8 protein-coding genes are annotated in these 6,090 nt (G+C 68.8%); 1 reads left to right on the top strand and 7 read right to left on the bottom strand.

Features of this window, described 5'->3' with window-relative positions; all coding sequences use genetic code 11:
* Nucleotides 1-51 precede the first annotated feature (51 nt).
* From ACFU7Z_RS34555 to ACFU7Z_RS34530, 6 genes are all read right to left on the bottom strand, one after another.
* Nucleotides 52-603 (bottom strand): GNAT family N-acetyltransferase, encoded by a 552-nt coding sequence (locus ACFU7Z_RS34555; RefSeq protein ID WP_380781938.1) that lies wholly within the window; start codon nucleotides 601-603, stop codon nucleotides 52-54.
* Entirely contained in the window at nucleotides 572-1,237 is a 666-nt protein-coding gene (locus ACFU7Z_RS34550; protein ID WP_380781936.1) for a lasso peptide biosynthesis B2 protein, read from the bottom strand. Before ACFU7Z_RS34550 ends, ACFU7Z_RS34555 begins: the two co-directional genes overlap by 32 nt.
* Nucleotides 1,234-2,931, bottom strand: a complete 1,698-nt coding sequence (locus ACFU7Z_RS34545; RefSeq protein WP_380781934.1) for an albusnodin/ikarugamycin family macrolactam cyclase — start codon at nucleotides 2,929-2,931, stop codon at nucleotides 1,234-1,236. Before ACFU7Z_RS34545 ends, ACFU7Z_RS34550 begins: the two co-directional genes overlap by 4 nt.
* A gap of 77 nt (nucleotides 2,932-3,008) precedes the next feature.
* Nucleotides 3,009-3,137: an albusnodin family lasso peptide gene (locus tag ACFU7Z_RS34540; protein WP_380781940.1), complete on the bottom strand. Its 129-nt coding sequence runs from the start codon at nucleotides 3,135-3,137 to the stop codon at nucleotides 3,009-3,011.
* Between the two features lie 120 nt (nucleotides 3,138-3,257).
* On the bottom strand, nucleotides 3,258-3,398 hold the full coding sequence (locus ACFU7Z_RS34535; protein ID WP_158077778.1) for a hypothetical protein: 141 nt from the start codon (nucleotides 3,396-3,398) through the stop codon (nucleotides 3,258-3,260).
* Nucleotides 3,399-3,460: 62 nt separating this feature from the next.
* Nucleotides 3,461-3,910: an ATP-binding protein gene (locus tag ACFU7Z_RS34530; RefSeq protein WP_380781932.1), complete on the bottom strand. Its 450-nt coding sequence runs from the start codon at nucleotides 3,908-3,910 to the stop codon at nucleotides 3,461-3,463.
* 182 nt (nucleotides 3,911-4,092) lie between these two features.
* Here ACFU7Z_RS34530 and ACFU7Z_RS34525 point away from each other — a divergent pair, with 182 nt between their 5' ends.
* Nucleotides 4,093-5,406 (top strand): hypothetical protein, encoded by a 1,314-nt coding sequence (locus ACFU7Z_RS34525; RefSeq protein WP_380781930.1) that lies wholly within the window; start codon nucleotides 4,093-4,095, stop codon nucleotides 5,404-5,406.
* Here ACFU7Z_RS34525 and ACFU7Z_RS34520 read toward each other — a convergent pair whose 3' ends face one another.
* On the bottom strand, nucleotides 5,407-5,940 hold the full coding sequence (locus ACFU7Z_RS34520; protein ID WP_380781928.1) for an NUDIX domain-containing protein: 534 nt from the start codon (nucleotides 5,938-5,940) through the stop codon (nucleotides 5,407-5,409).
* Nucleotides 5,941-6,090 lie beyond the last annotated feature (150 nt).

The raw sequence follows: 6,090 nt of genomic DNA, 5'->3' as shown, positions 1-6,090 counted from the left end.
GCTTCGGCTGAACCGAAGCGGCGACGGAGGACTGATGTCGATCCTTCGGCCTCAGACGGACTTGGCATCAGACAAGAAGTCGTCCGCAACGGCGTCCATCAGCAGTTCGTCGCAGGGACGGCCCAGCCAGTAACCCGACTGCCGCAGTCGGCCGGCGGACTGGAACCCGGCCTTCTGGTAGGAAGCGACACCCGCCGCGTTCGGCTCCAGGACCTTGAGCCACACCATGCGCAGGGCCGTGTACTCGAAGGCCCAGCGGAGCGTCAGCTCAGTGGCCTCAGCGGCGAAGCCCTTCCCGCGTGCCTCGGGGGCCAGGAGGATGACGTACTCGGCGGTCCGCACGACCGGATCGATCTGGAGGGTCGTGATGCCCACCGGGGTGTGGCCGTCGGCGGTGACCACCTCGAACTGGGGGTAGTCGCGGTTGCGGCCCTGGGCCTCCCAGCCACCGGCGCGGACCTCCCAGGACTGGGCGACCTGCGTGCCGAAACCGAGGATCGTGCCGGGGTCATTCTCCCAGCGGTGGTAGTCGGTCAGGTGGTCACGGTTGGTCATCGCCAGGCTGACGCGCTTACCGGGCAGCAGGATGTTCGGAGTGGGCATCGGGGCCTCGTCCCAGGTCGGTTGGTGCGTTGATCGGCGTGTAGTCGCCAGTGTGCTCGGGTTCTTCGACCGGCAGGCCGTGAACGTCACAGATCCAGGCGTGCAGCCGTATCGGGTCGGTGGCCACCCCGTGCCGCCAGGCACCCCCACGGCCGCCGAGCGCGAGCAGGAGCGAGGCCGCGGTGGACTCCTCCAGGCATGCGACGCGGGCCGGGAACAGACGAGCGGCCCAGCGGACCGAGCGTATCGCCAGGCGGGCGTGGGCCGTTGTCGGCAACGGGAGGTTCCCGCCGAGTTCGGCGAGGTGGCGCAGGCGGCCAAACCTCGATCCCCGGCGGCCGGCGGTGCGCACGGCAAGGGTCGTCGCCAGCACGGCAGCAGCAGCCAGGCGCCAGGCCAACGGCGGTGGGACGAGCGCCTCCAGGCGGGCGGGGGACTCGCTCGTGCCCCAGGACACCTCCGAGTCCCTGACCGTCACCGGAACCGGAGCCGAGCTCTGCTCCAGCGCAGCGAGCCAGCGAGCGAGTGCCCCACCCGTGAGGACGATCGTCTCGCCGGTCCGGTAGTTGACGACGACGCCCGCCCGGCCGGTCAGGGCGGTGCGCGTGTGCGAAGTCGGCACGGGCGTGGTCACGCTGTCTCCTCCCACTGAACCGCCTGTCCGGCAGCCGTCGAGGACCGGAGCCACAGCTCCGTGCCGAGGACGGGTTCGATCAGCCCCCACGGGATGTCAACGCCGAGCACGGCGTTGCCCAGCAGCGAGCGCAGGGCCGCCGGGTGGACGAGGCCAAGGTCCGCGAGGTAGCCGCCCGTGAGATCCAGGACGCCAGCCTTGTTCGCGCGCAACCCGTGGTGGTGGTCGGCCGCGAACACCCCCTTGGCCCCCCGCTGGAGGACAGCGGGAGGCAGGAGACGAGCCGCAACATCGGTCAGCAGGGGCTTGTACCGGTGCGCGGACCATCGCTCGGGCGCAGGTGTGGCGAGGACGGATTCCACAATGCGGGTGTCTGTGAAGGGGCTGTGCATCTCGATGCCGTGCGCGGCAGCGAGCTGGTTCTCCGTCGCGGCGCTGCGGCCGACGTAGCGGGCCTCCTCCAGGAGGTGGCGGTCCGCGTACCCGAGGCCATTCACCTCCGAGTACGGAGCGGTAACGGCGTCGGCCAGATCGAGCGAGTAGCGGGTGAGCCACGGCCTTGGCGCCGATGCCCCACCGAGCTTGCCCGGGGCATTGCAAGCGGCGGCCATCGCCGTCCAGGGGCTTGACCGGTAGAGGCGCGCCCATGCCTGTGCGTCGCCGGCCAGGCGCAGGAAGCGGCCCGATCGTGCCAGATCGGCCATGTGCACGGGCGGTGGCATGAACAATGAGTCGCCACCGTCCCCCGTCAGATGGACGTCAATGCCCTCCGAATCCAACATGTCGAGCTGTGCGCCCAGTTGGGCATGAACCATGGCGGACGGCGCTGGTTCGTCCGTCAGCGGGAGGGAGCCGAGGCCGGTGAACGGCAGGTGCTCCGGGCCCAGGGCCATGAAGCGGTGGCGGATCACGGGAAACACGCGGGCGACGGCACGGGCGTGGTCGATGTCTCCACCGCTCTCCCTGCCCTTGGGGTGGTAGGTCAGACCGGTGACCGGACCGCATTGGGCGGCGAGGGCCGCCAGAGTGCTGGAGTCCAGGCCACCCGACAGATCGGAGGAGGCCGCACGGCCGGAAACCCGGATGCGGACGCCGCCCGCCAGGTCGGCACGCAGTCGTCGCACGGCATCGGCCCAGGCGAGTTCGGGCACCCGCCAGAACGGGGTGAAGCCGGAGGCGCCGGAGGCGGTGGCCGACCAGCGGTGTCCCGGCGGTACCTGCTCCACTCCCGTCCACGCCGACCGGCCGGGAACCCAACCGGTCGGGTTGGCCAGGTGCGCGGCCAGCCAGGCAGTATCGGGCTCGGCGTCGAGCAGGGAGGCCAGCGCGAGCGAACTCGACGCCCACACCTGGGCCCCGTCCCTCCGGGCGGTGTAGACAGGGGCAGCGCCCGCCGGGTCGGCCCACACCGTGCACACGCCGTACCCGTCATCGAAAACCAGGGTGTACGCGCCAGCCCAGGCCGTAGCCGCCATGTCCAGAGCACGTAGGTCCGCAGACCAGACAAGGCGGATCAGCTCAGCGTCCGTCGCCCCGCACGGACCGAACACAGCCAGGCGCCGCCCACCCGTGTCCTTCGCCGAGCGCACAGGAGCACCTGCCGACCAGGCCAACGGCCCACGCCAGACAACCCGTGCACCGACCGGCACCCGGGACGGAGCAGAACGGGAAATCGACCCGCCGAACAAGCTCATGTGATCACCTCCGTGCAGTGAGCGCGAGAGTGGTGCGGCGGCACCCCCGGGGGTCGTGAGGTGCCGCCGCAGTACTGTCAGGCGTTGTAGGGCGAGCGCTTGCCCTCAACACTCTGGTTGTTGCTGCCCTTCGTCAGGACCGCCGCGTCTCCCAGGACGACGGCCTCCTCCTCCGGCTCGGGGTCGAGCTGGGCGAAGTCCTCCATGGTGTTCACCTCCCTTCGTTGCCGTAGGGCGTGGCGGGTCCACTCCCCGTCACGGTGGTGCGACCCCCCGACCCCGGTGTCGTCGTCGGGGCCGGGGGGAGTCTTGAGGTGAGCCAATGCTCAGGCCGGCGGCTCGTGGTCCGGTGCCGCCAGCGAGATGTGCGCCAGGCCGTGGTGGTCGGCGTCCAGTTGGTTCACCGCGGCGGTTCCTAGGAGGAACACCGTGACCACGTGACCGAGCGCCCAGACCCCCGTCAGCACCGCGCCAACGGGATCACGACGCTCGCCATGGTGTTGGCCGCGAGCCCCAGTTCCGTCCGAGGTCATGGCGTCGCCGTCCTCAGCGCGAACCAGACCCACTTGCCGAACGGGGCCCAGTCCACTCCCCAACGGGACGAGAGGGATTCCACCAGGCCGAGGCCATACCCGGACTCCGCCTGACCCTCCGGCTCCGTGCGGCACGGCAGTGCGCGGGACGAGTCCCGGACCCCCACCCACACCGACGCCTCCTGTCGGTCCACCGAGACGGAGATCCGCGAACACCCCGTGTGCTTGGCCGCGTTGGCAACCAGTTCGGTCACCAGCAGCTCAGCCACGTCCGCAAGGTACTCAAGGGACCATGCCGTCAGAGCGGTAGTCACCAACTTGCGTGCGGTCCCCGCAGATTCGGGATGGCAGCGCAGATGGAGCAGGCACCCGAGGTCACCAGACCGTACTACCGGGATCTCGATGTGCTCGGTACCTGATGGGTCGGCGGTTTTGATCAGACTCATCGGTAGAACCGCTCCCCTCCATCAGTCGGGCTCCCGGCGTCCTCCCGGAAGCGATCCCAGAATCCCGTGGCAGGTGGTGTCGAAATAAGGCCAGCGCGTGTACCCACGATGGGTAAACTCGCGGTCAGTTATCTCACGTGACACTGAGCAATGATCTTCCTTGCGCTGAGGGGCAGCTGGCCATGAGCGAGTCCACTCCGTCACCAGGGCTTCCGCGTCGGCTGCTCACGGACCCCGAGATGGTGGCGGCATGCGCGGAGAGAGACTTCGCGTTGATCTTCCAGCTCGCCAAGCGCAAAGGCGGTTTCCACCCTTCACACGTCGCCCGAGCGTGCGAGCTGACACCCAGCAGGGTGGGCGAGGTGATGAAGGGCCGACCGAAGATCACCAACATGACCGTCATCGAACGCATCGCAGACGGCCTACGGATTCCGGGACGGATGCTCGGCCTGGCGGACCGCAGTTGGGAACCGTCACCGATCCCACGCCGGGACCCAACACCGGTGGTCGAGCCTGCCCGTACCCCGTTGCCGGTCGTGGATTCGCGTTCAGGCAGCGATCTCGACAACATCCTCGCCATCGCGGCGGGCACGCGGGTCACGCCCAACGTCCTGCGGTCCCTCCAAGCGTCCATCGAGGACTACTGGCGGCGCGATGACCAGCACGGCGGCGAAGCGCTCCGGCCAGCGGTAATCGGTCAGCTCAGATACGTCACGGGCATAATGCGCGACACCGCCGATCCCAACTACCGGCGCAGCCTGCACGGCATCGCTGCCGAGCTCGCACGCCTCACAGGGTGGACGTACTTCGACGCACGGCAGTACAACACCGCGCAGGGATACTTCACTGAGTCGCTTCGGCTCGCACGAGAGATCGACGACCGCCCCTTCATCGCCAACGTGTTGGCCTGTCTCAGCCTCCAGTCGACCTACCAGGACAGGGCACAGGACGCGATCACGCTCGCCCTAGCCGCGCAGGACAGCGCGCGCCTTGTCGGCGGTACGCCGAGGCTACTGGCCATGCTGTCGATGCGCGAAGCCTTCGGCCACGCGAGCGCACACGACCAGGCGTCGACCCACCGCGCGATCACCGAGGCGCAACAGCACTTCGAGCGCATCCGCGAGGGGGACGACGACCCCGCATGGGTCGAGTACTTCGACCGCACCAAGCTCACTGTGGACACCGGCATCGCCCTCGGCCAGCTGGGAGACGCAACCGCCGCCGAACCCCTCATCGCCGAAGCCTTACGGGCCGAACCGACGACGAACCTCCGGGGCCGCGCGTTCCACAGCTTTTGGCTCGCACGCACCCAGCTCCAGCAGCGGCAGGTCGAGTTGGCGTGCGCGACCGCCACGGAAGCCGCCGATCTCGTGGCAGTGATCGAGTCCCCCCGAGTGGTCGCCCACCTCCAGGAGTTCCGCCACCTGCTCACGCCCTACCGGGCCAATGCCTCAGTAGCGACGTTGGCCGACCGGATCACCAGTGCGGCCGGCTGATCAAAGGCCAGCCTCGTCCAGCAGCAGGTGGAGCACGCCCACGAGCGTGCCACTGCTGACGATCTCGCGACGGTTGATCATGCCGCGCAGATCGGACAGGGGAATCCACTCGATCCGGTCGGACTCGTTGCGCTCGGTCGGCGGTCCCACGTACTCCGCGGCGTCGGCCCGGAAGACGAAGTGCTCCGAGTCGGTGATCCCGTTCGCCGGCTGCGCGTAGATCAGCGGCTTCACGTCCGAGACCTTCCAGCCGGTCTCCTCCAGTGCTTCACGGGCCGCAGCCTCCGCCGGGGTCTCATCCGGCTCGACCAGGCCCATCGGGAGTTCCCAGGCCCAGGTGTCGGTGATGAAGCGGTGCCGCCACATCATGAGGACCTGCTTCTCGCTGTTCACGATGGCGGCCACGGCCAGGTGCCGCAGCTTGACCACGTGGTACTCCCAGCGGCGCCCGTCAGGCTGCTCGACGTCGACCAACCACAGGTTCACCCAAGGGTTCTCGTAGATCGGACGTTCCCCGTGGATCTTCCACTGCATCGCTGCGACCCCTCTCGACGGACCATCAGCATGTCAGACGCCGCAGGCTGGGCAAGCGGCTTCCAACCCGTTTGCGTCACACTGACGAATAGGGGCACCTTGCTCGCAGCCGGACCAAACGGAAGGTCATTGTGTGCGTGAGAAGTCGGC

It is taken from the genome of Kitasatospora sp. NPDC057518 (genome assembly GCF_042802075.1).
Classification (GTDB): domain Bacteria; phylum Actinomycetota; class Actinomycetes; order Streptomycetales; family Streptomycetaceae; genus Kitasatospora.
The sequence above is the reverse complement of the archived record's forward strand: the minus strand, read 5'-3'. Positions and strand labels throughout refer to the sequence as shown.